Genomic DNA, 24,350 nt, shown 5'->3' on the forward strand with positions numbered 1-24,350 from the left:
TTGTTATTTGCGGCGATGCCTGACGGTCTCAGCCGGCCTGCAGCCAGCGGCGCAGCAGCATGCGCAGGTTGGCCGGGTCCACCGGCTTGGGCAGCACAAAGTAGCCGGCGTCCTCAGCTGCCAGCAGAGCCGCCGATTTCAGGTCGCCGGTCAGCAGCGCGCTGCGCGCCTGCGGCTGCGTGGTCTGCCAGCGTTCCAGCAGGTCCAGCCCGTTCTCGTTGCCGGGCAGGCGCAGGTCGCAGAAGATGATGTCCGGCTTGAGCCCCTTGGCGAACAGCGCATCGGCCTCCTGCCCGTGGGCGGCGCAGGCCACGCGGATGCCCCACGCCTCCATCAGCGCGATCCACGCCTTGCGGATCTGGCTGTCGTCGTCCACCACCAGCACCGTGCCGCGCAGGCGGTCCTGCCGCGCTTCCTCGGCCTGCGCGTTGGCACGCATGGCGCGGACGTTATCGACGGTCTCGGCCGGCACCGGCGCCAGCGCGAACCAGAACACCGACCCCTTGCCCGGCACCGACCGCACGCCGTAGGTGCCGCGCATCAGCCGCACGCATTCCTTGAAGATGGCCAGGCCCAGCCCCAGCCCCTGCGACGGGTCGCGCTGCGGGTTGTGGACCTGGTAGTACGGCGAGAAGATCTCGGGCAGGTGCTCAGGCGTGATGCCGGCGCCGGTATCCCACACCTCCACGCGCACGTGCTTGCGGCGCTGGCGCGCGGTGACCAGGATGCCGCCCCGCCTGGTGTAGCGCAGCGCGTTCTGCACGAGGTTGAACAGCGCGCGGCGCAGCAGCACGGGCTCGGCCATCGCATAGAGTTCGTCGGGCACGCGCGGCGTCAGCGTCAGGCCGCTTTCGCGCGCGTCGGCCGCGAACTGGCTCATCACGTCGTGGATCAGCACGTGCAGCTCGCACGGTTCCAGCGTGGGCAGGACCTTGCGGCCTTCGAGCTTGGACAGGTCCAGCAGCGACCGGAACAACAGGTCGATGGTCTGCGTGCCGGCGGCCACCTGCTCCACCAGCGGATGCAGCGCGCTGGACTGGTTGCGCGCGCGCAACGCTTCCACCAGCATCACCAGCGCATGCACGGGCTGGCGCAGGTCGTGGCTGGCCGCCGCCAGGAAGCGCGACTTTTCCTCGCTGGCGTGCAGCGCGCGCTCCTTTTCCTCCTGGAACTGCTTGGCCAGCCGGCGGCTTTCCGATTCGAGCTGGATGGCGCGCACCAGCGTGTGCTGCAGGTTCAGCGAGTGGCGCGCCAGCATCAGCGCGTAGACGACCAGCAGGATCTGCACAAAGCCGCCATGGCCGGGGAAGGCAAAGTCGGCCAGCAGGATGTTGGGCACCAGGATCGGCACGCCGGCAAAGACGAGGTTCGACGGGATCGGCGACTGGGACGTGGCGCCGCCGGCCAGCACGCCAAGCGTCAGCAGGTACAGCACGCTGGAGAACACCACCGACTCTGTATACAAGTGCAGCACGGCCGAGCTGCCCCAGGTCAAGCCGGTCAGGAACGCGATGGCGCGCATGTTGTTCCACCACTTCCGCGTGTGCGCCGAACGACTCATCTTGCCGCTGTCGCGCTGGTAACCGAAGTAGAACCAGCTACCCCCGGCGGTGAGCAGCAGCATGATGGCGCACCAGATCAGCAGCGCGGCGTGGTTGGCTTCGCGCCAGAACGCCCAGGCGGTCAGCGTGGGCAGCAGCACGGAAGATGCAATGGCGGTGGGCGATACGCGGTGGACGGTGGCCAGCAGTTTGGCCCGCGTCTCGGTATCCAGTTGCGGCCCCGGGGGCGGCAGGATCTTGTTTAGCAGCGCGTTCAAGTGTGGCCTGGCATGTAAGGCGACGACATTCCGCTGCAACCCGACCCGGACGGCGGCGACTGTTGCAGGAATCGCGCGGTTCTTGTTCTGAATCGCGCATATCATGCCGCCTTTTGCGGCGCTGCGCCATCGCGGGGTGGCGCATGGCGCCACAATTTCGCCATTTGTGGGCAGCTTGGCGACACTGGCACCAGGCCCGGTCCGGCAAAACCGGGACAAGCGGCGGCAGGGCGGGCCATTCGCCTTATAATGCTCGCTTTCCCTGAAACGCTCGTCCGCCGTCCTCGTGAAAGTCTTCCGCGGCCTGCCCAACGCCGAAAGCCGGGCGCCCTGCGCGCTCACCATCGGCAATTTCGACGGTGTGCATCGCGGCCACCAGTCGTTGCTCGCGCGCGCCCGCGCCGCCGCCGACGCCCGCGGCCTGCCGCTGTGCGTCATGACGTTCGAGCCGCATCCACGCGAGTTCTTCGCGCCCGAACACGCCCCCACCCGCATTGCCCTGCTGCGCGACAAGCTCGACGCGCTGCGCCGCAATGGCGTGGACCGCGTGGTGGTCGAGCATTTCAACGCCCATTTTGCCGCCCAGTCGCCGCAGGCGTTCGTCGAGAACGTGCTCTGGAACGGCCTGCACGCCCGCTGGGTGCTGGTGGGCGACGATTTCCGCTTCGGCGCCCGCCGCGCCGGCGACTTTGCCTACCTGCAGCAGGCCGGCCGCCAGTTCGGCTTCGACGTCGAGCAGATGGGCTCGGTGTCCGAAGGCGGCATCCGGATCTCCAGCTCGGCCGTGCGCCAGGCGCTGGCCGACGGCGACCTGGAGCATGCCCGCCGCCTGCTGGGCCACGGCTACGCGATCAGCGGCCACGTGATCCACGGCCGCAAGCTGGGCCGCAACCTCGGCTTCCCCACGCTGAACCTGCGGATCACGCACAAGCGCCCGGCCGTGAACGGCATCTTCGTGGTGCAGGTGCACGGCATCGCCGACCAGCCGCTGCCCGGCGTGGCCAGCATCGGCGTGCGGCCGACCGTGGAAGACGCGGGCCGCGTGCTGCTGGAAGTGCACCTGTTCGACGTGAGCCAGAACCTGTACGGCAAGCTGGTGCGCGTGGAATTCATGAAGAAGCTGCGCGACGAGGCGCGCTTCCACTCGCTGGAGGCGCTGACCGCTGCCATCGCCAAGGATGCCGACGACGCCCGCGCGTTCTTTGGCCTGGCGGCGCCCGACGGCAGCGGCCGCCGCGACTTCGCCACCTCCGCGACCGACCGAATTAGCTAGCGGCCGGCAGCGCGCCGCCACCGCAGCGCGCCGCCGGGACCCGTCCCGCCTTGCCCAGAATGATCCGCGCGCGGCGGCCAACGCCCGCCGCGCGCCCGACGAATTGCCCCGAGAATCGACCATGTCCGACGACAAACGCGCCAAGCCCGAAAAAAGCAAGTATCCGGTGAACCTGCTGGATACCCCGTTCCCGATGCGCGGCGACCTGCCCAAGCGCGAGCCGCAGTGGGTCAAGCAGTGGCAGGACAAGCAGATCTACAAGAAGATCCGCGCGGCCCGCAAGGGCGCGAAGAAGTTCGTGCTGCATGACGGCCCCCCGTACGCCAACGGCGACATCCACATCGGCCACGCCGTGAACAAGGTCCTCAAGGACATGATCATCAAGGCGCGCGGCCTGACCGGGCTGGACGCCGTCTACGTGCCCGGCTGGGACTGCCATGGCATGCCGATCGAGATCCAGATCGAAAAGCAGTTCGGCAAGGGCCTGCCCGTGCAGGAAGTGCAGTCGAAGGCACGCGCCTACGCCACCGAGCAGATCGCCCGCCAGAAGAAGGACTTCGAGCGCCTGGGCGTGCTGGGCGACTGGGACAACCCGTACCTGACCATGAACTTCAGCAACGAAGCCGACGAGCTGCGCGCGCTGGGCAAGATCATGGAGAAAGGCTACGTGTTCCGCGGCCTGAAGCCGGTGAACTGGTGCTTCGACTGCGGCTCGGCGCTGGCCGAGGCCGAGGTGGAATACAAGGACAAGGTCGACCTGTCGATCGACGTCGGCTTCCCGTTCGCGGAGACCGACAAGATCGCCCACGCCTTCCACGTGCCGCTGGCCCAGCTTGAAGGCAAGCCGGGCTGGATCGTGATCTGGACCACCACGCCGTGGACTATCCCGTCGAACCAGGCGCTGAACATGCATCCGGAAGTCGAATACGCGCTGGTGGACACGCCGCGCGGCTTCCTGATCCTGGCCAAGGACCGCGTCGAGGAGCAACTGAAGACCTACGCGCTGGAAGGCACCGTGGTGGCCACCGCCCGTGGCGACGCGCTGACCGAGGTCCGCTTCCACCATCCGCTGGCAACGATGGACGCCGGCTACGCGCGCACGGCGCCGGTCTACCTGGGCGACTACGTCACGACCGACACCGGCACCGGCATCGTCCACTCGGCCCCGGCCTATGGCGTGGAGGATTTCCAGTCGTGCAAGGCGCACGGCATGCCGGATGCGGACATCATCAGCCCGGTGATGGGCGATGGCGTCTACGCCAGCACGCTGCCGCTGTTCGGCGGCCTGTCGATCTGGGACGCGAATCCGAAAATCGTGGAAGTACTACGTGAGTCGGGCAACCTGTTCAACTCGCACAAGTACGAGCACAGCTACATGCACTGCTGGCGCCACAAGACGCCGATCATCTACCGCGCCACGTCGCAGTGGTTCGCGGGCATGGACGTGGATCCGGCCGACAACGGCCCGACGCTGCGCGCGACGGCCCTGGCCGGCATCGAGGCCACCGAGTTCTACCCGGCGTGGGGCAAGCAGCGGCTGCACAACATGATCGCCAACCGGCCGGACTGGACGCTGTCGCGCCAGCGCCAGTGGGGCGTGCCGATGGCGTTCTTCGTCCACAAGGAAACCGGCGCGCTGCACCCGAACACGCCCGCGCTGCTGGAAGAAGTGGCCCGGCGCGTGGAAAAGGGCGGCATCGAGGCGTGGCAGTCGCTCGACCCGAAGGAACTGCTGGGCGACGAGGCCGCGCTGTACGAGAAGAACCGCGACACGCTGGACGTCTGGTTCGACTCCGGCACCACGCACTGGACCGTGATCCGCGGCTCGCACCGTGACGAACTGTACGAGCCGTCGGCCGACACGCCCGATGGCCGCCTGGCCGACCTGTACCTGGAAGGCTCCGACCAGCATCGCGGCTGGTTCCACTCGTCGCTGCTGACCGCGTCGATGCTGTACGGCAAGCCGCCCTACAAGGCGCTGCTGACGCACGGCTTCACGGTCGACGGCGAGGGCCGCAAGATGTCGAAGTCCATCGGCAACACGGTGGCGCCGCAGGACATCTCGAACAAGATGGGCGCCGAGATCATCCGCCTGTGGGTGGCATCGACCGACTACTCGGGCGAGCTGTCGATCTCCGACGAGATCCTCAAGCGCGTGGTGGAAGGCTACCGCCGCATCCGCAACACGCTGCGCTTCCTGCTGGCCAACCTGACCGACTACGACCACGCCAGACACGCGCTGCCGGCGTCGGAATGGCTGGAGATCGACCGCTACGCCGTGGCCCTGACCGACCGCCTGCAGAAGGAAGTGCTGTCGCACTACCAGCAGTACGAGTTCCACCCGGTGGTGGCCAAGCTCCAGACGTTCTGCTCCGAAGACCTGGGCGGCTTCTACCTGGACGTGCTGAAGGACCGCCTGTACACCACGGCGGCCGACTCGCAGGCCCGCCGCGCGGCGCAGAACGCGCTGTACCACATCACCCAGTCGATGCTGCACTGGATGGCGCCGTTCCTGTCGTTCACGGCCGAGGAAGCCTGGCAGGTGTTCCAGCACGGCACCGCGCACACCGACACGATCTTCACGAGCACCTACTACGCGGTGCCGGCCGTGGACGACGCCGACGACCTGCTGCAGAAGTGGCACGAGATCCGCGCCGTGCGCGCCGAGGTCACGCGCCAGCTTGAAGCGGTGCGCGTGGAAGGCGACATCGGTTCGTCGCTGCAGGCCGAGGTGACGATCGCCGCGGGCGGGCCGGTGCTGGCCGCGCTGCAGAGCCTGGACGACGACCTGCGCTTCGTGCTGCTGACGTCGGCCGCCAAGGTCACGGCGGCGCCCGAGGGCGGCGACCTGCTGGTGACGGTCACGCCGTCGCAGCACGCCAAGTGCGAGCGCTGCTGGCACTACCGCGCCGACGTGGGTCACAACCCCGCCCATCCCACCCTTTGCGGCCGCTGCGACAGCAACCTGTTCGGCGCCGGCGAGCACAGGAGCCACGCCTGATGGCCACGTCCTCTACCCGTTCCTCGCGCGCCGGTTCGTCGCGCGGCAAGAGCAAGTCGGGCGCCAACGTCACGCCGTGGCTGTGGATGGCCTTTGCGCTGCTGGTGGTGATGATCGACCAGTTCTTCAAGGTCCTGATCACGCGCTCGTTCCAGTACGCCGAGTCGCGGCCGGTCACCAATTTCTTCAATCTCGTGCTGGTCTACAACAAGGGCGCCGCGTTCAGCTTCCTGGCCGACGCCGGCGGCTGGCAGCGCTGGTTCTTCACGCTGCTGGGCGTGGCGGTGGGCGGCTTCATCGTCTGGCTGCTGTACCGCCACACGGGCCAGAAGCTGTTCTGCCTGGCCGTATCGCTGATCCTGGGCGGCGCGGTGGGCAACGTGGTAGACCGCGTGATCCACGGCCACGTGATCGACTTCCTGGACTTCCACTGGCGCAACACGCACTTCCCGGCCTTCAACGTGGCCGACTGCGCCATCACGCTGGGCGCCGTCCTGCTGATCGTGGATGAGCTGCGGCGGGTAAGGCGGCACTGAGCAGCGGATTCCTGCCGCCCCGCTCTCCAAAGCCGCCGCGCGCGGATTTCCACCGTCCTGCTCCGGTGAGGGCAAGCCTGCCGCAGGCTGGCCAGCCGGGTTAGTACCCCAGGCGCCTGCCCTCTCCCCTGGCCCCTTTCCCGCTTGCGGGAGAGGGGAACCGCCCCCCCGGCGCCTGCAGAGCCATCCCGGCAACGCACCCCCCGCCCCAGCACATCCCCCCCGCCAGCGGTATCATGCGGAACCCCCGATTTTCTGAAGAGCGTTCCCCATGGATTTGCGCGGCAAGCACATCGTCCTCGGCCTGACTGGCGGCATCGCCTGCTACAAGTCGGCCGAGCTGGTCCGGCTGCTGACCAAGGCTGGCGCCACCGTGCAGGTGGCGATGACCGAGGCGGCAACGCACTTCATCACGCCGGTCACGATGCAGGCGCTGTCCGGGCGGCCGGTGTTCCTGTCGCAGTGGGATGCGCGCGTGGACAACAACATGGCGCACATCGACCTCTCGCGCGAGGCCGACGCCATCCTGATCGCGCCGGCGTCCACTGACTTCCTGGCCAAGGTGGCCAACGGCCTCTGCGACGACCTGCTGACCACGCTCTGCATCGCGCGCGAATGCCCGCTGCTGGTGGCCCCCGCGATGAACCGCCAGATGTGGGCCGCCGCGCCGACGCAGCGCAATGCCGCCCAGTTGCGCGCCGATGGCGTGACGATCCTGGGCCCCGGCACCGGCGACCAGGCGTGCGGCGAGATTGGCGACGGCCGCATGCTGGAGCCCGAGGAACTGGTCGACGACCTCGTCGCCTTCTTCCAGCCCAAGCCGCTGCAGGGCAAGCGCATGCTGATCACGGCCGGGCCGACGTTCGAGGCCATCGACCCCGTGCGCGGCATCACCAACCTGTCGTCGGGCAAGATGGGCTTTGCCATCGCCCGCGCCGCCCGCGAGGCCGGCGCCGAGGTGCTGCTGGTGGCCGGCCCCACCGCGCTGCCCACCCCGCGCGGCGTGGCGCGTACCGACATCCGCAGCGCCCAGCAGATGCACGATGCCGTGATGGCGCAGCTGCGCGGCGTGGACATCTTTGTGGCCGTGGCCGCCGTGGCCGACTGGCGGCCGGCCGAGATTGCCCAGCAGAAGCTCAAGAAGGCCAACGATACCGACACGCCGACGCTGCAGTTCGTGCAGAACCCGGACATCCTGGCGGCCGTGGCCGCGCGCGCCGATGCGCCCTACTGCGTGGGCTTTGCCGCCGAGAGCGAGAACCTGGAGCAGTACGGCGAGCAGAAGCGCCAGCGCAAGGGCGTGCCGCTGCTGGTGGGCAACATCGGCCACCATACGTTCGGCCTGGACGACAACGAGATCGTCCTGTTCGATGCCCAGGGCATGACGCGCCTGCCGCGCGCCGACAAGCTGTCGCTGGCCCGCGCGCTGGTGGCCGCCATCGGCCAGCGCCTGCCGCGCAAGTCCGTCTGACACCCCAGCCCTGCCATGAGCGATACCCGTCCCAAGCTGCGCCTGTCGGTGCTGGACCAGAGCCCGGTCATCCACGGCCATACCGCCCGCGACGCGCTGGCCGCCACGGTGGAACTGGCGCAACTGGCCGACGAACTCGGCTACACCCGCTACTGGTGCGCCGAGCACCACGGCCTGCACGGCGTCTGCAACCCGGCGCCCGAGGTCATGCTGGCCCGGCTGGGCAGCGTGACGCGGCGCATCCGCCTGGGCTCGGGCGGCGTGATGCTGCCCTACTACAGCCCGTTCAAGGTGGCCGAGCAGTTCCGCATGCTTGAAGGGCTGTTTCCGAACCGGATCGACCTGGGCGTGGGCCGCGCGCCCGGCGGCGACATGCGCACCGCGCAGGCCGTGGCGATGGGCCAGTACAACCGTGGCGACCAGTTTCCGCAGCAGGTGCAGGACCTGGCGTTTTTGCTGCGTGGCGAGGTACCGCCCGACCACCTGGCCGAGGGCGTGCTGCTGCAGCCGGCCATCGACACGCGGCCCGAACTCTGGGTGCTGGGGTCGAGCGATTTCGGCGGCGCGCTGGCCGCGCGGCTGGGCCTGCGCTTCGCGTTCGCGCATTTCATCAACGCCCATCACGGGGACCTGGTGGCGCGGCAGTATCGCGAGGACTTCGCGCCCGGCTACGATGACGCGCCCTACAGCGCGGCGGCCGTGTTCGTGATCTGCGCCGATACGGAGGCCGAGGCCGAGACGCTGGCGCGGGCGGTGGACATCCGCCGGCTGCAGATGGCGTATGGCGTGAACGCGCCAATCCCATCGCTGGCGCAGGCGGCCGATTTCACGCCCACCGAGCGCGACCGCCTGATCATCGAACGCGAGCGGCCGCGCACCCTCTGCGGCACGCCGGCGCAGGTTGCCGAGCGCATGCTGGCGCTGCAGGACCGCTTTGCCGCCGACGAGCTGGTGGTGCTGAGCGTGACGGCGTCGTACCAGGCGCGGCTGCGCACCTATCAGTTGCTGGCCGAGGCGTTCGACCTGCAGGGCTGAAGTACCGCCGGGAAGTGTCTGATCGGCCGGGGCGGCGCGGTATCATGCCGCCTTTCCCGATCCACCGATCCACCGATCCCCGGCGCGCCCGGGGTGCTGCAGGAAACCGAATCCATGACCGTAGCCGCGAACCCGACCGTCGAGATCAAGGTGCTCGACGCCCGCCTGAACGACTGGGGCCTGCCCGCCTACCAGAGCGACATGGCCGCCGCCATCGACTTGCACGCGTGCGTCGACGGCCCGCTGACCATCGCGCCGGGCACGGCCGCGCAACTGGTGCCGGCCGGCATCGCCTTGCACATGGCCAATCCGTTCATGTGCGCGACGATCGTGCCGCGCTCGGGCCTGGGCCACAAGAAAGGGCTGGTGCTGGGCAACTCGATCGGCGTGATCGACGCCGACTACCAGGGCCAGATCATGGTCAGCGTCTGGAACCGCAACGCGCCGGGCAGCGACCCCATCGTGATCCAGCCGGGCGAGCGCATCGCGCAGATGATGTTCGTGCCGGTGCTGCGGCCCGTGTTCCAGACCGTCGAGACCTTCTCGGAAGATTCGGCGCGCGGCGCCGGCGGCTTTGGTTCCACCGGCGTGGCGCACGCCAAGGGGTAAGCCCCCGCCCCGGCCGACCCTTAGCGCTGTTCGAAGATCAGCGCGACGCCATTGGCCTCGGCGGCCGGGATCAGCGACACCGTGGCCGACATGTCGACCGCCGCCACGCCCTGCGCCTGCCAGCCACGGCGGGCCGCGGACAGGTCCGACGTCGTCAGCCGGATCGCCGCGTAGCCGGCGGACGATGCCTTGAGCCCCGGCACGTCGGCCGCATCGGCCAGCGCCTGCGGGGCCACGATCACGAACGAGCCCCCGGCGACGTCGAGCATCGCCATTTCGCCAGTCGCCTGCCCGATGGCCGCACCGGTCAACGTGGCGTAGGCTTCGGCCGTCGCGGCCACCTGCCCGGCCTCCACCACCAGATACGTTGCCGCAATCGCCTGCGCGCCGTTGGCGTGCGCCGTCCACTCCGGGCGCCAGAGCAGGTCGGGCGTGCGATGTTCGCAGACGAAGTAGCGTGCGCCGGGCGCGTGGTCCAGCGCGGTGACGCGGAACGTGGCGGGATGCTCGCTGCCGTCGTCCAGGCGCACCGGGCGCGAGAACTCGATGGGGTCCGACGGCTGGAAGCCGGCCGCGCGCAGCCGGTCGGCCGTGGCAAACGCATCGCGGCTCTTGCACGACATGGCGGCACAGCCGTCGCCGCGCTGCTGGGCGTCCCAGTAATACTGGCGGCTGGGGCTGGGCGCGGTCACGTGCAGCAGTTCCAGGTAGTCGCGCGCCAGCATGATGCAGTGGTTCTGCGAGCCCAGCGTGTGAAAGCCGCGCGGCGTCAGCGTGAACCCAAGCCGGTGCCAGCGCGCGGCGGCGGCATCGAGGTCGTTGCAGACGATGACGGCGTGGTCGAACGGGTCCGTCGGCGTGGTCATCAATCGAACTGGATGTTGGCCTTGCGCGCCACCGCCTGCCATTTGTCATGCTCGTGGCGCACCAGGTGGCCCAGGTCGGCCGGCGAGCCGACGGCAATCTCGAAGCCCTGGGCCGTCAGCGCTTCCACCACCTTGGGCTGGCGGATCGACGCGGCCAGCGCGTCATGGAGCCGCGTGACCGTGTCGGCCTGCATGTGCGCCGGGCCGAAGACGCCGATCCACGAGTACGCCTCGAACCCCTTGTAGCCCTGCTCGGCCACGGTCGGCACCTGCGGCAGTTGCTTGATGCGGCTGGAGCCGGTCACGCCCAGCACCTTGATGGTCTTGGCGGCGATATGCGCCTGCACGGCGGCGTAGCTGCTGAAGAACAGGTCGACTTCGCCAGCCAGCACCGCCTGCACGGCCGGGCCGCCGCCCTTGTAGGGCACGTGCAGGAAGTGCACGCCGGCCTCGGTGGCCAGCGCCTCGGCGGCAAGCTGGTTCAGGCTGCCGATGCCCGACGATGCAAAGCGCACGCCATTCGGGTGGGTCTTGGCCAGGTCGATCAATTCGCGCACGTTCGACGCCGATAGCGCCGGGTTGGCGGCAATCACAAGCGGAAAGCGCACGAGCTGGGTGATCGGCGTGAAGTCCTTGAACGTGTCGTACGGCAGGTTCTTGTACGCGAACGGGTTGATCGCGTGGGTATCGAACGCCATCAGCAGCGTGCTGCCGTCCGGCTTGGCGCGCGCCACGGCGCTGCTGGCGATGAGGCCGCCGGCGCCGGGCTTGTTGTCGACGACCACGGTCTGCCCCAGCGCCGTCTTCAGCCCCGGCTGCAGTTGCCGGGCCACGATATCGACGCTGCCCCCGGGCGGGAACGGCAGGACCATCGAGATGGGACGGCCGCTCGTGGCCGGTTCCGCGGCGTGGGCCATCCGGGCAAGACCGGCAAGGGAGGCCACGGGCAAGGCGCTGGCCGGCAGGGACTTGAGCAGCAGGCGGCGTAGCCGCATGCGGTCGGGAGAAGACATCTGTGACTCGGGCTGGGCGGCCGGACGGCCGCGGAATCGGGAAAAGGCGGCAGGCCGCCGCCGCGTATTTTGCCCGATGATCGCCCAACCTGCTGGGAGAACCGTCGGTGATCGCCCAGAACTGGAACAATCGGACGCAAAAATGGCCGGGACAGGCCCGGCCATCGATTCGGCGATACGGGAGATCGGCCGCGCTCAGACCTCGGCGCGCTGCTCGCTCTCCGGCGCCTCGGGCGGTTCCGGATCGGCTTCCGAGAACGTCAGCTTGATCAGGTCCGCGTCGTCCAGGTCCACCGCCACCTTGCCGCCGGTGACCAGCTTGCCGAACAGCAGCTCGTCGGCCAGCGCCTTGCGGATCATGTCCTGGATCAGGCGCTGCATCGGGCGCGCGCCCATCAGCGGGTCGAAGCCCTTGCGCGCCAGATACTTGCGCAGCTTGTCCGAGAAGCTGGCTTCCACCTTCTTCTCGTGCAGTTGTTCTTCGAGCTGCATCAGGAACTTGTCCACCACGCGCAGGATGATTTCCTCGTCCAGCGCACGGAAGCTGATCGTCGCATCCAGCCGGTTGCGGAACTCGGGCGTGAACATGCGCTTGATGTCGGCCATCTCGTCGCCCTGCTCGCGCGCCGTGGTGAAGCCGATCGTCGCGCGGTTCATCGTCTCGGCCCCCGCGTTCGTGGTCATGATGATAATCACGTTGCGGAAGTCGGCGCGGCGACCGTTGTTGTCGGTCAGCGAGCCGTGGTCCATGACCTGCAGCAGAATGTTGAAGATGTCCGGATGTGCCTTTTCGATCTCATCGAGCAGCAGCACACAGTGCGGCTTCTTGGTGACGGCCTCGGTCAGCAGGCCGCCCTGGTCAAACCCGACGTATCCCGGCGGCGCACCGATCAGGCGGCTGACCGCGTGGCGCTCCATGTATTCCGACATGTCGAAGCGCAGCAGCTCGATGCCCATGATGAACGCGAGCTGCTTGGCGACTTCGGTCTTGCCCACGCCGGTGGGGCCCGAGAACAGGAACGAGCCGATCGGCTTGTCGGTCTTGCCCAGCCCGGCCCGCGACATCTTGATGGCCGACGACAGCGCCTCGATGGCCGGGTCCTGGCCGAACACCACCGACTTCAGGTCGCGCTCCAGGGTCTGCAGCTTGCTGCGGTCGTCCTGGTTCACGCTCTGCGGCGGGATGCGGGCGATGCGCGAGACGATGTCCTCGATCTCGCCCTTGCCGATCGTCTTCTTCTGCTTGGACTTCGGCAGGATGCGCTGCGCGGCGCCTGCCTCATCGATCACATCGATGGCCTTGTCCGGCAGGTGGCGGTCGGTGATGAACCGGGCCGACAGCTCCGCCGCCGCGGTCAGCGCCGACGCCGCGTACTTGACGCCGTGGTGCTCCTCGAAGCGCGACTTCAGGCCGCGCAGGATCTGCACGGTCTGGTCCACCGAGGGCTCGACCACGTCGATCTTCTGGAACCGGCGCGACAAGGCCGCATCTTTCTCGAAAATGCCGCGATATTCGGTGAACGTGGTCGCGCCGACGCACTTGAGCTGGCCCGACGACAGCGCCGGCTTGAGCAGGTTGCTGGCGTCCAGCGTGCCGCCCGATGCGGCGCCCGCGCCGATCAGCGTGTGGATTTCGTCGATGAACAGGATGGCGTTCGGATTGTCCTTGAGCGACTTCAGCACGCCCTTGAGCCGCTGCTCGAAATCGCCGCGGTACTTGGTGCCGGCCAGCAGCGCGCCCATGTCGAGCGAGTACACGGTGGCCTTTTCCAGGATGTCCGGCACTTCGTTCTTGGTGATGCGCCACGCCAGGCCCTCGGCAATGGCGGTCTTGCCCACGCCGGCCTCGCCCACCAGCAGCGGGTTGTTCTTGCGCCGGCGGCACAGCACCTGCACCACGCGCTCCACCTCGCTGTCGCGGCCGATCAGCGGGTCGATCTTGCCTGCCTTGGCCAGCGCGTTCAGGTTCTGGGTGTATTGCTCCAGCGGGCTTTCCTTGCCGTCGCCGCCCTCGCCCTCGGGATTGCCTTCCCCGTGCTTGGCCGGCTCGGCCTGGTCCTTGCGGATGCCGTGGCTGATGAAATTGACCACGTCCAGGCGGGTCACGCCCTGCTGCTGCAGGTAGTAGACCGCGTGGGAATCCTTCTCGCCGAAGATGGCCACGAGCACGTTGGCGCCGGTGACTTCCTTCTTGCCATTCGACGTCGACTGGACGTGCATGATGGCGCGCTGGATCACCCGCTGGAAGCCCAGCGTCGGCTGCGTGTCCACTTCATCGGTACCGGGCACCACGGGCGTGTTGTCGGCGATGAAGTTCTTCAGACTCGTGCGCAAGTCCTCGATATTGGCCGCGCAGGCGCGCAGCACTTCCGCTGCCGTGGGGTTGTCGAGCAGCGCCTGTAGCAGGTGCTCCACGGTAATGAACTCGTGGCGCGCCTGGCGAGCCTCGACAAAGGCCATGTGCAGACTTACTTCCAATTCTTGCGCAATCATGCTTCCTCCATCACGCACTGCAGCGGGTGGCCCGCCTGCCGCGCATGGGTTGATACAAGCTCGACCTTGGTCGCCGCAATATCCCGCGTGTAGATACCACAAACGCCTTTACCTTCCCGGTGGACGGTGAGCATGATCTGCGTCGCCGTTTCCCGGTCCCTGCTGAAATACTGCTGCAGGATCATCACGACAAACTCCATCGGAGTGTAGTCGTCATTGAGCAGGAGCACCTTGTACATCGCCGGCGGCTTGAGCTGCTGCTCTTTCCGCTCGATGACTGTGCCTGCTTCGCGTTGGGGGGTGTTCGCCAGCCGTGTCGCCATGGCTTTTATTCTAACCCTTACTCACAAGTCTGCAATTTGGGGAACTGGCCCGGTATTCAAGGGCAGCCCTTCGGAAATAGGTGGCACGTGGGCTGCCGCACAAAGGGCGCCCCGCGCACGTTTGCGGTGCAAGCCCCGTGCCTGCCGACCCATGCCGGGGCACGAACGGGCGGCCGGCCGGGCGCCGCGCAGGGGCGTCGCACCACAGCGGCAAAGGTACCATTCCTGGCCGTTTCAATCCTGCCACACCCTTCGCGGAGTGGGGAATCTGCCAGCTTGACAGTATTTTCGTTTGCCAGAAAAATCGTTTGCACATCCCGGGCCTGGCAGCGAGCCAAGCATAAAGTCCGGACCGGATGTTTCCGTGAGCAGGGAGGCCCACGACCGGCGTAGCCAGCCATTTGCGGTGCGTTTTCGGACGAACGCCGACGGCTGGCGACGCGAATTTCATTTGCGCGGCGCTTGCAGACCGTTCCCACCGGAGCGGGCTGGCCGGGCCGCGATGGTGGTTTTCGGCTGGCCATTGGTTTCCCCGCTTGAAATCAGCTTTTTCGTTGGGGGAGTTTATGGCAAGCGGTATCGTCAAATGGTTCAATGACGCCAAGGGTTTCGGGTTTATCAAGCCGGACGATGGCGAGGAAGAACTGTTTGCGCACTTTTCGGCTATCCAGATGTCGGGCTTCAAGACGCTGAAGGAAGGCCAGCGCGTGTCGTTCGAGGTAGTGCAAGGCCCGAAGGGCAAGCAAGCCACGAACATCCAGGACGCGACGGCCTGAGTGCGCCGCGGCCGAACGCGCCATCGAGAGCGGCGTCGGCCAATGCGGATGGGAAGGGGGCAACCCCTTCGGAACGGGATCCTGTGCCACGGCGGGCAATGCCCCGGCCGGGGCACGCTGAAACAAGCGCGTACGCCAAGCATCCGGCAAAACGCCCGGCCCATGTGAACCATGTGCCGGGCGTTTTTGTTGGCGCCAGCCGCCGGCGCCTTACATGTTGTCGATCATCACCTGTCCGAAGCCGGAGCACGACACCTGCGTCGCGCCCTCCAGCAGCCGGGCAAAGTCATAGGTGACCTTCTTCGACAGGATCGACTTTTCCATGGCGTCGATGATCAGGTCCGCCGCCTCGGTCCAGCCCATGTGGCGCAGCATCATTTCGGCCGACAGGATCTCGGAACCCGGATTCACGTAGTCCTTGCCCGCGTACTTGGGGGCCGTGCCGTGGGTGGCCTCGAACATCGCCACCGAATCGGACATGTTGGCGCCCGGCGCGATGCCGATGCCGCCCACCTGGGCCGCCAGCGCGTCGGAGATGTAGTCGCCGTTCAGGTTCAGCGTGGCGATGACCGAGTACTCGGCCGGGCGCAGCAGCACCTGCTGCAGGAAGGCGTCGGCGATGACGTCCTTGATCACGATGTCGCGGCCGGTCTTCGGGTTGCGGAACTTGCACCACGGGCCGCCGTCCACCAGCTCGGCGCCGAATTCCTGCTGCGCCAGCTCGTAGCCCCAGTCGCGGAAGCCGCCCTCGGTGAACTTCATGATGTTGCCCTTGTGCACCAGCGTCACCGACGGCTTGTCGTTGTCGATCGCGTACTGGATCGCCTTGCGCACCAGCCGCTGCGTGCCCTGCTGCGACACCGGCTTGACGCCGATGGCCGAGGTTTCTGGGAAGCGGATCTTCTTGACGCCCATCTCGGTCTGCAGGAACGCGATCAGCTTCTTCGCCCCCTCGCTGCCGGCGGCCCATTCAATCCCGGCGTAGATGTCCTCCGAGTTCTCGCGGAAGATCACCATGTCGGTCTTCTCGGGCTCGCGCACCGGCGACGGCACGCCCTTGAAATAGCGCACCGGGCGCAGGCACACGTAGAGGTCGAGCTGCTGGCGCAGCGCCACGTTCAGCGACCGGATGCCGCCGCCCACGGGCGTGGTCAGCGGGCCCTTGATCGACACCACGTACTCCTTGACCACGTCCAGCGTCTCGTCGGGCAGCCACACGTCCGGGCCATAGATCCGCGTCGACTTCTCGCCGGCAAACACCTCCATCCAGGCGATCTTGCGGCGGCCGCCGTAGGCCTTGGCCACCGCGGCGTCCACCACCTTGAGCATCACCGGCGTGATATCGACCCCGGTGCCGTCGCCCTCGATGTACGGGATGATCGGATTGTCCGGCACGTTCAGCGAAAAATCGGCGTTGACCGTGATCTTCTCGCCTGCCGGCACCTTGATGTGCTGATACATATGCGTCTCCAACTGCGGATGGGTGATGACTCGATGGCTGGCGCCGGGCCGCGCCGCCCGGCGATGCGATTGTGTTGTGCGAGGCATTGTAACGGCCGCCGCCGCCTGGGGGATAATGCGCCGCCATGACCCTGATCGCCCTCAACAAGCCCTACCAGATGATGAGCCAGTTCTCCGCCCACCCCACGCGGGCGACGCTGGCCGATTGTGTCGACCTGCCCGGCGTCTACCCGGCCGGCCGGCTCGACGCCGACAGCGAGGGCCTGCTGCTGCTGACCGACGACGGCGCGCTGCAGGCGCGCATCGCCGATCCGCGCCACAAGCTGGCCAAGACCTATCTGGCCCAGGTGGAGGGCACGCCCGACGACACCGCGCTGGCGCGCCTGCGTGCCGGGGTCGATCTCGGCGATTTCCGGACGCTGCCGGCGGGCGCGCGGTGCATTGACGAACCGGCCTGGCTCTGGGACCGCGACCCGCCGATCCGCTACCGCGCCGCCATCCCGACCACATGGATCGAAATCCAGATCCGCGAAGGCAAGAACCGGCAGGTGCGGCGCATGACGGCGGCGGTGGGCTTTCCCACGCTGCGGCTGGTCCGCGCGGCCATCGGCGGCATTGCGCTGGCCGACCTCGGGCTCAAGCCCGGCCAATGGTGTCAGGTGGATGACCGCATGCTGGGACTTCCAGCGGGGGCGTCACATGTCCGTCGCGCAATACATGTGCGCAAACGACCGTAAAACGCGGTTACAACTCGTCGCAAAGTCGACGTCAACGCCATAAGATGGCGTGCCGTTGTTGCGAGTGACACGTCTGACACGCGTCGAACCCTCCAAACTTCGGAACCTCCTGAGGTACTCGCAATGAAAAAACTGATCGCTGCCCTGGCTGTTGGCCTGTTCGCTACCGGCGCCTTCGCGCAGGCTTCGGCCCCGGCCGCTGACGCCATGCCGGCCGCCAAGGAAGCCACCAAGCCCGCGAAGACCACCCACAAGAAGCACACCAAGAAGCACGCCAAGAAGGCGGCCGCTTCGGCCCCGGCCGCCTGATACGGCGGGCTGCCGCGCCGCCCCCCGCGGCGGCGCGCATCGCAAGGCAGGCGCCCCGGCGTCCTGCCTTTTTTCATGCCCGGCGCGCGGGCACGGGCAGCATGGCTGCGCTATGCTCTCGCCTGCAGTTGACCTCCAACGACAAGAACCGCCATGCATCCCGTGTTCAAGTACCTGATTGCCGTGGGCGCCACCGCGCTGACGGGCCTGGCCCAGGCGCAATCGGCGCTGCCCGTCATTCCGCTGACGGCCGGCATGTATGCCATCCAGGCCGAGGTGGCCGGCACGCCCGAGGCGCGCGAGCGCGGGCTGATGTACCGCAAGTCGATGCCCGCCAACGCCGGCATGCTGTTCGTCTTCGAGGAAAAGGCCGGCCATTGCTTCTGGATGCGCAACACGAACCTGCCGCTGTCGATCGCCTTCCTGGCCGACGACGGCAGCATCGTGAACATCGAGGACATGAAGCCCCAGACCGAGGACAACCACTGCCCGCGCGCGGCCGTACGCTACGCGCTGGAGATGAACAAGGGGTGGTTCGCGCAGAAGGGCATCAAGCCCGGCGCAAAAATCGGCGGCCTGCCGCAGCCGCGGCAGGCGCAGTAGGGGCGGCTGGGCGGGCGCTCAGTCGCGGAAGTTGTTGAAGTCCAGCGGCGCTTCGCTCACGTCCTTGCGCAGCAGCGCGATGACCGACTGCAGGTCGTCGCGCTTGCCGCCGGAGACGCGCACCGCGTCGCCCTGGATGCTGGCCTGGACCTTGATCTTGCTGTCCTTGATCATGCGGACGATCTTCTTGGACAGGTCGCCGGTGACGCCCTTCTTGATCGTGACGACCTGCTTGACCTTGTCGCCGCTGATCTTCTCGACCTTGCCGTAGTCCAGGAAGCGCACGTCCACGTTGCGCTTGGCCATCTTGTTGATCAGCACGTCCTTGACCTGGTCCAGCTTGAAGTCGTCGTCGGCAAAGACGACCAGTTCGCCTTCCTTCTGCTCGACCCGGGCGTCGGATCCCTTGAAGTCAAAGCGCGTGGAAATTTCCTTGTTGGCCTGCTCCACGGCGTTCTTCACTTCCACCATGTTGGCTTCGCACACTACGTCAAACGACGGCATTTCGGTTCTCCTGGCACGGCTCGGCGCGCCGCCTGCGGCGGTGGCCGGTCCATACGGTTACGTATAATCGGGGCCTGCCCCGGTCCGGGGTGCTTTCCCCGTCCTTCATGGCAGATTTTCACGAATTTTATCCCCTGCGCCGCCACAATACATTCGGCTTCGATGCGCGTGCGCGCCTGGCGGCGCATATTCGCACCGAAACCGACCTCGTGACCGCCCTGGCGGACCCCCGCGCGGCCGGCATGCCCGTGGTGGTGCTCGGGGGTGGCAGCAACGTGGTGCTGACGGGAGACCTGGACGCCTGCGTGCTGCTGATGGAGATTTCGGGCTACGCCGTGGCCGACCAGGGCGACAACTGGCACGTCACGGCCGGCGCTGGCGAGAACTGGCACGCGCTGGTATCCCGCACCGTGGCCGACGGCCTGCCCGGCCTGGAAAACCTGGCGCTGATCCCCGGCACGGCCGGCGCGGCGCCGATCCAGAACATCGGGGCCTACGGCGTGGAACTGCGCGAACGCTTTGCCAGCCTGCGCGCCTACGACCGCCAGGCGGGGGAATTCGTCACGCTCGACCTGGACGCCTGCGCGTTCGGCTACCGCGACAGCCTGTTCAAGCGTGCCGGCCGTGACCGCTACATCATCACGGCCGTGACGCTGCGCCTGCCCAAGGCGTGGCAGCCAGTGCTCAACTATGGCGAACTGGCACGCGAACTGGAGGGCCTGGCCGCGCCGACGGCGGCGCAGGTCCGCGACGCGGTCATTGCCATCCGCTCGCGCAAGCTGCCCGATCCGGCGCGGATCGGCAATGCAGGGTCGTTCTTCAAGAATCCGGTGGTCCCGGCCGCCCAGCGCCACGCGCTGCTGGCCGATCACCCGGCGCTGGTCAGCTATCCCCAGCCCGACGGCAGCTACAAGCTGGCCGCCGGCTGGCTGATCGACCAGTGCGGGTTCAAGGGGCTGGACGACGGCCCGGTGGGCGTCTATGGCAAGCAGGCGCTGGTGCTGGTGCACCACGGCGGCGGCACGGGTGCCGCGCTGCTGAAGCTGGCCGACCGTATCGCGGATACGGTCCAGGCGCGGTTCGGGGTCAGGATCGAGCCGGAGCCGGTGATCCTCTGAGCCCCGGCGGGGTCATTCGAAGTGGCAGACGTAGTCGAGCGTCTCGGTCACTTCGATGTCGAAGCTGCTGTTGCCGGGCACGTTGAACTGCTGGCCGGCGCCGTAGGTCTTCCACTCGTCGGCCCCGGCCAGGCGCACGCGGCAGCTGCCCGCGTTGACTTCCATGATCTCCGGGGCGCCCGTGTTGAACGTCAGCGTGGCCGGAAAGATCACGCCCAGCGTCTTGCGCGTGCCGTCGGCAAACAGCACCGTGTGGCTCACGCACTTGCCGTCGAAATACAGGTTGGCTTTCTTGACGACCGACACGTTGTCGAACTGGCTCATCTCATCTCCTCGATTCGGGTTTGCAAGGACGTAAAAAAGGGAGCCCTCGCGGCCCCCTTCCATCGGCTCCGGTGCGCGCTCAGTAGCGGCCGCAGAGCAGGTATTCCATCAGCGCCTTCTGCACGTGCAGGCGGTTTTCGGCTTCTTCCCAGACCACGCTGCGCGGGCCGTCGATCACGGCGGCTTCCACTTCCTCGCCGCGGTGCGCGGGCAGGCAGTGCATGAACAGCGCGTCGTCGGCGGCGCGGTCCATCATCGCCGTGGTCACCATCCAGTCCTTGAACGCGCGCTTGCGGGCGTCGTTCTCGGCCTCGAAGCCCATGCTGGTCCAGACGTCGGTGGTCACCAGGTGGGCGCCCTCGCAGGCCTGCAGCGGATCGGCAAACACCTTCACGCGCGACGCGGCGGAGGCCGGCACCATCGCCGGGTCAAGCTGGTATCCCGGCGGCGCCGAGAACGTGAACGTGAAGTCGAGCCGCTCGGCCGCCTGGATCCACGTGTACGCCATGTTGTTGGCGTCGCCGATCCACGCCACGGTCTTGCCGGCGATGCTGCCGCGCTGCTCGATGTACGTGAAGACATCGGCCAGCACCTGGCACGGGTGGTATTCGTTGGTCAGGCCGTTGATGACCGGCACGCGCGAGTGGGCGGCAAATCGGTCGATGATGTCCTGGCCGTAGGTGCGGATCATGATGATGTCCACCATCCGCGAGATGACCTGGGCCGCGTCCTCGATCGGCTCGCCACGGCCCAGCTGTGAATCGCGCGTGTTCAGGAACACCGCATGGCCGCCAAGCTGGTGGACGCCGGCCTCGAACGACAGCCGCGTACGCGTGGAATTCTTCTCGAAGATCATGGCCAGCGTGCGGTCGTGCAGCGGGTGCCATGTCTCGTAGTTCTTGAACTTCGCCTTCAGGATCCTTGCGCGGTCCAGCAGGTACGCGTACTCATCGGCACCGAGGTCGCTGAACTGGAGGTAATGCTTGATCGGGGTTGGGCTCATAAAACAAAGAAGGCGACTCGCTTGGGACACGCAGTCCGGAGGCGCGCGCCAAGCGCAAACCTTCAGGACTGGAGCGTGTCGCGGAGCCGCCTTTCGCGTCGCTTACGCAATGTAATTGCAAAGATCATAAGGGATTATTCCAGCTTTGGCGAGCCCGCGCCGTTAACCCGGCAGAGGACCCTGATGGCCGCCGCTGACAGGTTCCCGACAGGATTTCGTCGTATGCGCAAGTCTTATATAAGATATAATACTCGCTGATTCACGCGGGGCCCGGCATACCCATGCCACCGCCCGCCGCCGGCATCAAAAGTGCCCCCGTCGACATGACCGCCCCGCTCCCCGTCCGGACGCGCGCGAACCAATCGCCCGCCGGACCCGTCAAACGGGGCGCCCGTGCCACGGGTTTACCGTCGAGTCACCAAGCAGATCCCCGCAGTCCCATGACCACCCCCCAAGTTCGCGAATATTTCATCCAAGGCGTGACAAAGGAAGGCAAGACCTTCCGTCCCAGCGACTGGGCCGAGCGGCTGTGCGGCGTGATGGCGCAATTCCGACCCGAGGGCGATACCGGCGATCCCCGACTGACCTACTCGCCGTACGTGCGGCCCGTGATCGTGGCTGGCGTGAAGAACGTGGTGGTCGATACCCGGCTGCGCGAGATCGAGCCCAAGGCGCTGGACTTCGTGCTGAATTTTGCCCGCGACAACAACCTGCAGGTCGTGGAAGCCTGTTCCGTGCATCACGACTGACCGGCCCGCCCGGCACCAGAAAAGCAAAACCCGGCCTACGCCGGGTTTTTTACTGGACGGCCCACCCGAGGCGGATCGTCCGGCAACAAAAAAGCCCGTCCGGAGACGGGCTTTTCGATACCACCGGCCGCCGGAGCGGCCCGGGCGGTTATCAGGCAGCCATCGACTTGATGGCGGCCGACAGGCGCGACTTGTGGCGCGCTGCCTTGTTCTTGTGCACGATCTTCTTGTCGGCGATGCTGTCGATGATCGTCTGCGATTGCTTGAAGATCTCGGCGGCTGCGGCCTTGTCGCCAGCGTCGATGGCCTTGCGGACGGCCTTGACGGCGGTGCGCAGACGCGAGCGCAGGCTGGAGTTGTGGGCGTTCGCGGCGACGGCCTGGCGCGCGCGCTTGCGAGCTTGTGCGGAATTTGCCATGTATCTCTTCCTGAATTCAGAATGCGCGCCCGGGGCGACGCAATAATTTGGGACGCAACAATTAAGTCACATCGTGCGACCCGGGATGTTTCGACAAACGAATCCTGGACGCGACTGTCCTTGCGAATCGGCGATTATACACACATGGCCGCGCCGGAGGCAAGGCCGATCCACGACACTTGCGCCACGGCGCCCCCGCAGCCGGCAAACCGTGGCCGATCCGTATAATAAGCGCCACAATCGGCACCCCGGCGTGGCGCCGCGGCAACTTTGCGCGCGGCCGGGCAGTCTGATCCGCCAGACAAGGCGCCCGGCTTGCCGGCGCCAGGCACCGCAGCTTCCCCCGACCGATACCTTGAACCTCCTCAAAGCGCTCGCCACCATCAGCGGCCTGACGATGCTCTCGCGCATCACGGGCCTGATGCGCGAAATCCTGATCGCCCGGGCCTTTGGCGCCTCGGACATGACCGACGCCTTCAACGTGGCGTTCCGCATCCCCAACCTGCTGCGCCGCATCTTTGGCGAGGGCGCGTTCTCGCAGGCGTTCGTGCCGATCCTGAACGAGTACCACGGCAAGCGCGGCGACGAGGAAACCCACCGGCTGATCGACGCCGTGGCCACGGTGATGGCCTGGGTGCTGGCGGCCGTGTCGCTGCTGGGCGTGGTGGCCGCGCCGATTGTCATGACCGTCGTGGCCACCGGCTTCCGGGGCGACGCCGAGACCTACGACGCCGCCGTATTCATGACGCGCGTCATGTTCCCGTACATCGGCCTGATCTCGATGGTGGCGCTGGCGTCGGGCGTGCTGAACACGTGGCGCAACTTTGCCGTGCCGGCCTTCACGCCGGTGCTGCTCAACGTCTGCCTGATCGTGGCGGCGCTGTGGGTCGGCCCGCACATGGCGCAGCCGATCTACGCGCAGGCGTGGGGCGTGCTGGTGGGCGGCGTGCTGCAACTGGCCATCCAGGTCCCGGCCATGCGGCGCCTGGGCGTGCTGCCGCGCGTGTCGCTGAACCTGCGCGCGGCGTGGTCCAACCCCGGCGCCCGGCGCGTGGCCCGGCAGATGGCGCCGGCGCTGCTGGCCGTGTCCGTGGCCCAGATCAGCCTGATCATCAATACGAATATCGCGTCGCGGCTGGCGGCGGGCAGCGTGTCGTACCTGACCTATGCCGACCGGCTGATGGAATTCCCCACCGCCCTGCTGGGCGTGGCGCTGGGCACCATCCTGCTGCCCAGCCTGTCGCGCGCCAGCGCCAACGATGACCGCGAGGAATACTCGGGTCTGCTGGACTGGGGCCTGCGCCTGACCTTCCTGCTGGCCGTGCCGTGCGCGGTGGGCCTCTTCGTGTTCGGCACGCCGCTGACGTCGGTGCTGTTCAACTACGGGAAGTTCGACGCCCACGCCGTGGAAATGACGCGCCAGGCCGTGGCCACCTACGGCGTCGGGCTGCTGAGCCTCATCCTGATCAAGATCCTGACGCCTGGCTTCTATGCGCGGCAGGACATCCGCACGCCGGTCAAGATCGCGGTGCTGGTGCTGGTCATCACCCAGGTGTCGAACTTCGTGTTCGTGCCGATGTTCGCCCATGCGGGGCTGGCGCTGTCGATCAGCTTTGGTGCCACGGTCAACGCGCTGCTGCTGTTCTTCGGCCTGCGCCGGCGCGGCTTCTACCACCCCGCGCCGGGCTGGGGGCTGTTCCTGCTGCGGCTGGTGGCGGCCGTGCTGATCCTGTCGGGCATGCTGCTCTGGTTCTCGCGCAACTTCGACTGGGTGGGAATGGGCGCCACCCCCTGGCTGCGCATCGCGCTGATGGCGGCCTGCCTGGTACTTGCGGCGGCGGTCTACTTCGGTACACTGTGGCTCATGGGCCTGCGCTATGCGGCCTTCCGGCGCCGCGCCGGCTAGTCA

23 protein-coding genes are annotated in these 24,350 nt (G+C 67.3%); 13 read left to right on the forward strand and 10 right to left on the reverse strand.

Annotation, left to right across the window (positions count from 1 at the left end):
- Positions 1-28: 28 nt before the first annotated feature.
- The gene (locus tag QTN24_RS03105) at positions 29-1,819 is read right to left on the reverse strand and encodes a hybrid sensor histidine kinase/response regulator (RefSeq protein WP_313835272.1); all 1,791 of its coding nucleotides are present in this window, start codon (positions 1,817-1,819) and stop codon (positions 29-31) included.
- Between the two features lie 286 nt (positions 1,820-2,105).
- On the opposite strand from QTN24_RS03105, the gene QTN24_RS03110 reads away from it, so the two are divergent.
- From QTN24_RS03110 to dut, 6 genes are all read left to right on the forward strand, one after another.
- Positions 2,106-3,092, forward strand: a complete 987-nt coding sequence (locus tag QTN24_RS03110; protein ID WP_124683365.1) for a bifunctional riboflavin kinase/FAD synthetase — start codon at positions 2,106-2,108, stop codon at positions 3,090-3,092.
- 121 nt (positions 3,093-3,213) lie between these two features.
- Positions 3,214-6,093 carry an isoleucine--tRNA ligase gene (ileS, locus tag QTN24_RS03115; protein WP_313835273.1) on the forward strand — a complete coding sequence of 960 codons (2,880 nt, stop codon included), beginning with the start codon at positions 3,214-3,216 and terminating at the stop codon, positions 6,091-6,093.
- Positions 6,093-6,629, forward strand: coding sequence for a signal peptidase II (gene lspA, locus QTN24_RS03120; RefSeq protein ID WP_124683363.1), 537 nt, complete (start codon positions 6,093-6,095; stop codon positions 6,627-6,629). The genes ileS and lspA overlap by 1 nt, the downstream gene beginning before the upstream one ends.
- 271 nt (positions 6,630-6,900) lie before the next feature.
- Complete coding sequence (gene coaBC, locus QTN24_RS03125; RefSeq protein ID WP_124683362.1) at positions 6,901-8,100, forward strand: bifunctional phosphopantothenoylcysteine decarboxylase/phosphopantothenate--cysteine ligase CoaBC; 1,200 nt, start codon at positions 6,901-6,903, stop codon at positions 8,098-8,100.
- A 15-nt stretch (positions 8,101-8,115) separates the two neighbouring features.
- Positions 8,116-9,135, forward strand: a complete 1,020-nt coding sequence (locus QTN24_RS03130) for an LLM class flavin-dependent oxidoreductase (RefSeq protein WP_313835274.1) — start codon at positions 8,116-8,118, stop codon at positions 9,133-9,135.
- A gap of 114 nt (positions 9,136-9,249) precedes the next feature.
- The gene (gene dut, locus QTN24_RS03135; protein ID WP_313835275.1) at positions 9,250-9,744 is read left to right on the forward strand and encodes a dUTP diphosphatase; all 495 of its coding nucleotides are present in this window, start codon (positions 9,250-9,252) and stop codon (positions 9,742-9,744) included.
- A gap of 20 nt (positions 9,745-9,764) precedes the next feature.
- Here the strand turns inward: dut and QTN24_RS03140 are convergent, their stop codons facing one another.
- The 4 genes from QTN24_RS03140 to clpS form a co-directional block, all read right to left on the reverse strand.
- Positions 9,765-10,610, reverse strand: a complete 846-nt coding sequence (locus QTN24_RS03140; protein ID WP_313835276.1) for a VOC family protein — start codon at positions 10,608-10,610, stop codon at positions 9,765-9,767.
- A complete protein-coding gene (locus QTN24_RS03145) occupies positions 10,610-11,623 on the reverse strand; it encodes a tripartite tricarboxylate transporter substrate binding protein (protein WP_172966029.1) in 1,014 nt (337 codons plus the stop codon). The genes QTN24_RS03140 and QTN24_RS03145 overlap by 1 nt, the downstream gene beginning before the upstream one ends.
- Positions 11,624-11,818: 195 nt before the next feature.
- Entirely contained in the window at positions 11,819-14,116 is a 2,298-nt protein-coding gene (clpA, locus tag QTN24_RS03150; RefSeq protein WP_124683358.1) for an ATP-dependent Clp protease ATP-binding subunit ClpA, read from the reverse strand.
- Positions 14,113-14,439, reverse strand: a complete 327-nt coding sequence (clpS, locus tag QTN24_RS03155) for an ATP-dependent Clp protease adapter ClpS (RefSeq protein ID WP_049815983.1) — start codon at positions 14,437-14,439, stop codon at positions 14,113-14,115. The genes clpA and clpS overlap by 4 nt, the downstream gene beginning before the upstream one ends.
- 566 nt (positions 14,440-15,005) lie before the next feature.
- Here clpS and QTN24_RS03160 point away from each other — a divergent pair.
- A complete protein-coding gene (locus tag QTN24_RS03160; protein ID WP_124683357.1) occupies positions 15,006-15,215 on the forward strand; it encodes a cold-shock protein in 210 nt (69 codons plus the stop codon).
- 210 nt (positions 15,216-15,425) lie between these two features.
- Here the strand turns inward: QTN24_RS03160 and icd are convergent, their stop codons facing one another.
- Positions 15,426-16,676, reverse strand: coding sequence for an NADP-dependent isocitrate dehydrogenase (icd, locus tag QTN24_RS03165; RefSeq protein WP_124683356.1), 1,251 nt, complete (start codon positions 16,674-16,676; stop codon positions 15,426-15,428).
- 125 nt (positions 16,677-16,801) lie between these two features.
- Between icd and QTN24_RS03170 the strand changes: the two genes are divergently transcribed.
- From QTN24_RS03170 to QTN24_RS03180, 3 genes are all read left to right on the forward strand, one after another.
- Positions 16,802-17,413 (forward strand): pseudouridine synthase, encoded by a 612-nt coding sequence (locus QTN24_RS03170; RefSeq protein WP_313835277.1) that lies wholly within the window; start codon positions 16,802-16,804, stop codon positions 17,411-17,413.
- Positions 17,414-17,536: 123 nt separating this feature from the next.
- Positions 17,537-17,722 carry a hypothetical protein gene (locus QTN24_RS03175; protein ID WP_124683354.1) on the forward strand — a complete coding sequence of 62 codons (186 nt, stop codon included), beginning with the start codon at positions 17,537-17,539 and terminating at the stop codon, positions 17,720-17,722.
- A gap of 153 nt (positions 17,723-17,875) precedes the next feature.
- On the forward strand, positions 17,876-18,325 hold the full coding sequence (locus tag QTN24_RS03180; protein ID WP_124683353.1) for a DUF192 domain-containing protein: 450 nt from the start codon (positions 17,876-17,878) through the stop codon (positions 18,323-18,325).
- 18 nt (positions 18,326-18,343) lie between these two features.
- On the opposite strand, the gene QTN24_RS03185 is transcribed toward QTN24_RS03180, so the two are convergent.
- Complete coding sequence (locus QTN24_RS03185) at positions 18,344-18,829, reverse strand: YajQ family cyclic di-GMP-binding protein (RefSeq protein ID WP_124683352.1); 486 nt, start codon at positions 18,827-18,829, stop codon at positions 18,344-18,346.
- A gap of 107 nt (positions 18,830-18,936) precedes the next feature.
- On the opposite strand from QTN24_RS03185, the gene murB reads away from it, so the two are divergent.
- A complete protein-coding gene (murB, locus tag QTN24_RS03190) occupies positions 18,937-19,947 on the forward strand; it encodes a UDP-N-acetylmuramate dehydrogenase (RefSeq protein ID WP_313835279.1) in 1,011 nt (336 codons plus the stop codon).
- A 12-nt stretch (positions 19,948-19,959) separates the two neighbouring features.
- Here murB and QTN24_RS03195 read toward each other — a convergent pair whose 3' ends face one another.
- Positions 19,960-20,271, reverse strand: a complete 312-nt coding sequence (locus QTN24_RS03195) for a pyrimidine/purine nucleoside phosphorylase (protein WP_124683350.1) — start codon at positions 20,269-20,271, stop codon at positions 19,960-19,962.
- 79 nt (positions 20,272-20,350) lie between these two features.
- The gene (gene argF / locus QTN24_RS03200) at positions 20,351-21,274 is read right to left on the reverse strand and encodes an ornithine carbamoyltransferase (protein WP_124683349.1); all 924 of its coding nucleotides are present in this window, start codon (positions 21,272-21,274) and stop codon (positions 20,351-20,353) included.
- Positions 21,275-21,714: 440 nt separating this feature from the next.
- Here argF and QTN24_RS03205 point away from each other — a divergent pair, with 440 nt between their 5' ends.
- Positions 21,715-22,023 (forward strand): DUF3579 domain-containing protein, encoded by a 309-nt coding sequence (locus QTN24_RS03205; protein WP_124683348.1) that lies wholly within the window; start codon positions 21,715-21,717, stop codon positions 22,021-22,023.
- Between the two features lie 151 nt (positions 22,024-22,174).
- Here QTN24_RS03205 and rpsT read toward each other — a convergent pair whose 3' ends face one another.
- Complete coding sequence (rpsT, locus tag QTN24_RS03210) at positions 22,175-22,441, reverse strand: 30S ribosomal protein S20 (RefSeq protein ID WP_124683347.1); 267 nt, start codon at positions 22,439-22,441, stop codon at positions 22,175-22,177.
- 355 nt (positions 22,442-22,796) lie between these two features.
- On the opposite strand from rpsT, the gene murJ reads away from it, so the two are divergent.
- Positions 22,797-24,347, forward strand: a complete 1,551-nt coding sequence (murJ, locus tag QTN24_RS03215) for a murein biosynthesis integral membrane protein MurJ (RefSeq protein WP_124683346.1) — start codon at positions 22,797-22,799, stop codon at positions 24,345-24,347.
- Positions 24,348-24,350: the final 3 nt, after the last annotated feature.

The organism is Cupriavidus sp. SZY C1, from assembly GCF_032190535.1.
In the GTDB taxonomy this organism is placed as follows: Bacteria; Pseudomonadota; Gammaproteobacteria; order Burkholderiales; family Burkholderiaceae; genus Cupriavidus; species Cupriavidus pauculus_C.

Coding starts and splice junctions, on each gene's coding strand:
- ileS (WP_313835273.1), top strand. CDS start 3,214: ATGTCCGACGACAAACGCGCCAAGCCCGAAAAAAGCAAGTATCCGGTG.
- lspA (WP_124683363.1), top strand. CDS start 6,093: ATGGCCACGTCCTCTACCCGTTCCTCGCGCGCCGGTTCGTCGCGCGGC.
- coaBC (WP_124683362.1), top strand. CDS start 6,901: ATGGATTTGCGCGGCAAGCACATCGTCCTCGGCCTGACTGGCGGCATC.
- QTN24_RS03130 (WP_313835274.1), top strand. CDS start 8,116: ATGAGCGATACCCGTCCCAAGCTGCGCCTGTCGGTGCTGGACCAGAGC.
- dut (WP_313835275.1), top strand. CDS start 9,250: ATGACCGTAGCCGCGAACCCGACCGTCGAGATCAAGGTGCTCGACGCC.
- QTN24_RS03140 (WP_313835276.1), bottom strand. CDS start 10,610: ATGACCACGCCGACGGACCCGTTCGACCACGCCGTCATCGTCTGCAAC.
- QTN24_RS03145 (WP_172966029.1), bottom strand. CDS start 11,623: ATGTCTTCTCCCGACCGCATGCGGCTACGCCGCCTGCTGCTCAAGTCC.
- clpA (WP_124683358.1), bottom strand. CDS start 14,116: ATGATTGCGCAAGAATTGGAAGTAAGTCTGCACATGGCCTTTGTCGAG.
- clpS (WP_049815983.1), bottom strand. CDS start 14,439: ATGGCGACACGGCTGGCGAACACCCCCCAACGCGAAGCAGGCACAGTC.
- QTN24_RS03160 (WP_124683357.1), top strand. CDS start 15,006: ATGGCAAGCGGTATCGTCAAATGGTTCAATGACGCCAAGGGTTTCGGG.
- icd (WP_124683356.1), bottom strand. CDS start 16,676: ATGTATCAGCACATCAAGGTGCCGGCAGGCGAGAAGATCACGGTCAAC.
- QTN24_RS03170 (WP_313835277.1), top strand. CDS start 16,802: ATGACCCTGATCGCCCTCAACAAGCCCTACCAGATGATGAGCCAGTTC.
- QTN24_RS03175 (WP_124683354.1), top strand. CDS start 17,537: ATGAAAAAACTGATCGCTGCCCTGGCTGTTGGCCTGTTCGCTACCGGC.
- QTN24_RS03180 (WP_124683353.1), top strand. CDS start 17,876: ATGCATCCCGTGTTCAAGTACCTGATTGCCGTGGGCGCCACCGCGCTG.
- QTN24_RS03185 (WP_124683352.1), bottom strand. CDS start 18,829: ATGCCGTCGTTTGACGTAGTGTGCGAAGCCAACATGGTGGAAGTGAAG.
- murB (WP_313835279.1), top strand. CDS start 18,937: ATGGCAGATTTTCACGAATTTTATCCCCTGCGCCGCCACAATACATTC.
- QTN24_RS03195 (WP_124683350.1), bottom strand. CDS start 20,271: ATGAGCCAGTTCGACAACGTGTCGGTCGTCAAGAAAGCCAACCTGTAT.
- argF (WP_124683349.1), bottom strand. CDS start 21,274: ATGAGCCCAACCCCGATCAAGCATTACCTCCAGTTCAGCGACCTCGGT.
- QTN24_RS03205 (WP_124683348.1), top strand. CDS start 21,715: ATGACCACCCCCCAAGTTCGCGAATATTTCATCCAAGGCGTGACAAAG.
- rpsT (WP_124683347.1), bottom strand. CDS start 22,441: ATGGCAAATTCCGCACAAGCTCGCAAGCGCGCGCGCCAGGCCGTCGCC.